At 40.2% G+C, this 3,083-nt stretch carries 1 protein-coding gene; it reads left to right on the top strand.

From position 1 onward, the window contains the following. Window positions 1-722 precede the first annotated feature (722 nt). On the top strand, window positions 723-1,781 hold the full coding sequence (locus ACZ2XM_RS15355) for a TRAP transporter substrate-binding protein (protein WP_490589840.1): 1,059 nt from the start codon (window positions 723-725) through the stop codon (window positions 1,779-1,781). The last annotated feature ends 1,302 nt before the right edge of the window (window positions 1,782-3,083 follow it).

Genomic DNA, 3,083 nt, shown 5'->3' with positions numbered 1-3,083 from the left:
GCCAATGGTAGTGTGGTTCGCCCATGTGAGAGTAGGTCATCGTCAGCTCCCTATACCCTGATTAGCCCCAACTAACTTCGTTAGCTGGGGCTTTTCTTCGTCTGTGATTTGGTGGTTCTTATTCAGAAAACGCTATCTAAAGCGTTTTCTCTTGCGCTGCCTAATAAAGTACTGCTTTGTTTTAACGGCGCTCACCTATTAAAAGGATTTCCTCTTGCGCCCTTAAAATTGCAGTGCAATTTCTTAACAGGCCTCAGGGCCTTTTCTTTGCCTATGATTTAATATTTCTAGATATAAAAACAAAAGCCCCCACGCTGACGCGCTGGGGGCTTTTTACTGTCTAAATTATTTACTCAAGTTCCTACCTAACATTTTAGTTTTGATATTAAATCCAGTGAAATCCTATCCTATTGGCCTGCACACCTTAATAAAATGCTTTGACTTTTATTATTACAATTGCTATTTTTAAATAATAAATTAAGTTAATTTTAATAATATATAAATATTTTATAACTAATTAAAGCCAAATTATGCTTTTTAGTGCTTTTAACAAAGTTGTGTTTTAACACCACTACTATTTAGCCATTATTTTGGCAGCTACTTTATTGATAACAGCTTTCTAGCGAACAAGAGATTTAATTCAACTAGCACCATAGTTTGACCACAGAGAAAATGAAGACCTAATTGGTTATTTTTTAATTAATTATCAAAAGGAATTGATAATGAGATCTCTCTTGCTTCTTCCAATTATTGCGATGACAGCACTTAGTTTAGTGGCCTGCTCCAATGCTAGTGATGCTGATGCTATCGAAAGTACCACTACATCAAAAGAACAGACGGTATTAAGGTTTTCACATTTTTGGCCCGCTACCTCATCAATTAATCAAGAGGTGTTTAAACCCTGGGTCGAAAAAATAGAAACGGACTCTAATGGTCGCCTCAAAATTGAGCTTTATCCTTCAGCGACGTTGAGTAAGCCTGATGTTACTTATGAATCTACTGTTAAAGGCACGGTTGATATTGGCTCTCAAGCGCACGGTTACACTAGTGGCCGTTTTCCATTGACTCAAATTGCTGAGTTGCCAGGCCTGTCTAATTCTGCCACCCAAATGAGCTGTATTTTGCAGACATTATATGAAGATGGCACAATTGCCAAAGAGTATGAGGACTCACACGTGCTATTTATGTATGGTGCGGGTCCTGGAACCTTGCACACCACTAATAAACTTATTAAAACCCCTGAAGATATGAGAGGGATGCGTATTCGCCGTCCTTCAGCAGTCGCTGGTGACATTATAGAGAGTATGGGTGCCTCTCCAGTCGGTCTTCCGGCCAATGATATGTATACCTCGCTACAGCGTGGTGTTGTCGATGGCTTAAGTTTCCCGTGGGAGGCCATCACGACTTTCAAAATTGATGAAGTCACGAAGTACCATACTAATATTCCGTTTTATAGTTCCGGTCTTATGGTAGCGATGAATCAGGATAGCTATGACGCGCTCCCTGATGAACTTCAGAAAGTACTCGATGATAACTCAGGCATGGCACTAGCTAAGCAGGTCGGTGAAGTCTTTGATAAGCATGATTTGATTGCCCTGCAATCTGCTAGAGACCAAGGTCATGAAGTGGTCGATATTCCTAATCCTTTAAACGATCCCATTTGGCGAGAACCTTTAGAAAAAGGCACACAGAAATATTTAAAAGATGTGAGTAATTTAGGTTTAGATGCGCAAGGTGTTTATGAGAAAGCAAAGATAGCTAGTGCTACTTGTGAGGTTTAGGTAGATTAAAATAAACTAAAAACTTCACTGCTAAACACTATTTTTTAATTTGAAGTGCGTGGTGTTTTTATACAACTATAGTGTCCATAGTGTCCATAGTGTCCATAGTGTCCATAGTGAAGGTTATGAAGTTAACGATGCTTTTGCTCGTATTTCCTCCGCTAGATGGGAGTGACCCTATTATCTGATGGCATTCCTGCTTAGTGAGGTTAACTTTAGTCAAGTGTACGCAACCTGCTCAGCGGTGGAGGATATCGCTGCGATCAGAGCTAAACCGCTCCCTAATTTAGGATTGATGACATTAATTACATTTAGTAAGGGTATCAGACTTCTAGAAAATCCTCTCTGAGGGATTTTCTGTTGCGCTTAGAGCGAAGCAATGCTTTACTTTAATCCTCGCTCAGGGCTAGTGGTGACATCTGATTCTTATCATTTATTATCGTAGTATTAATTACCTAATATTTTTATCTATTCCGTGGGTTACGCTTCGCTAACCGCACGCTACGGCTGCTTTTTATAAGAAGTAAGGCTCTTGGTGCGTCCCACGCACCATAAAGTGTGGAAAGTCCAATTCTCTAGCAAATCTCAAAGGTATTCGTCTGCTTCAAGAAAATTGCTTAAATGTTAAAGATATCGACTATTAAATAGTGCGCTGAGCGCACCCTACACGTATTTATTGAAATCGGGGTATAGGCTAGGGCTTTAGCCCAGCAAACGAAATGGTAGGATTTAGCAAATGACGTAGCGAGGGTGGCAACCCACGGATTGATAGATACCTACATAAAAAGTAGGTCATAGAAATAATCGTAGGGTGGGTTAGTATTACCGAGCACGCGTAGCGTGCGAAGGGAGAACGTAACCCACAAATATAGGATGGGTGAATTAAAAATCTGACTATAATAAGAACGCCCCCTCCTTTCTTAAAGGAGGGAAGGGAAGGGTTTATAAGATGTTTGAATCAGGAACAGAGTATATTAAAGTAGCCCCAATCCCCTAAGAAGGGAAGTGCCAGGGAAGGGGTGTTCATCTAGGCAAATAAGCTTAATCCAACCAATTTGAAATAATATTCCAAAAGTGGTTGACGCCCAGTGAGAAATCTATATACTACGCCCCTGTTGAGACGGAAGCTTAGCCAACAAGTGCTAAATTAGCGATTGGGACGCAAAGCGAAACAAGGAGTTTAGCAAGTTAGAAACTATCTAATTAGCTGAACGAATTGAAAATTACCTCTTGACACAGGCTATAAAGCGTCTATAATACGCACCTCATTGAGAGAAGCTAAACGATCAATCACAGATTGAT

The sequence above is a fragment of the Psychrobacter sp. CoH-33_TS_01 genome (assembly GCF_058189395.1).
This window is presented reverse-complemented; position numbering and strand designations above follow the sequence as displayed.

Excerpts from the sequence above, each read along its gene's own strand:
- ACZ2XM_RS15355 (WP_490589840.1), top strand. The coding sequence starts at position 723 with ATGAGATCTCTCTTGCTTCTTCCAATTATTGCGATGACAGCACTTAGT.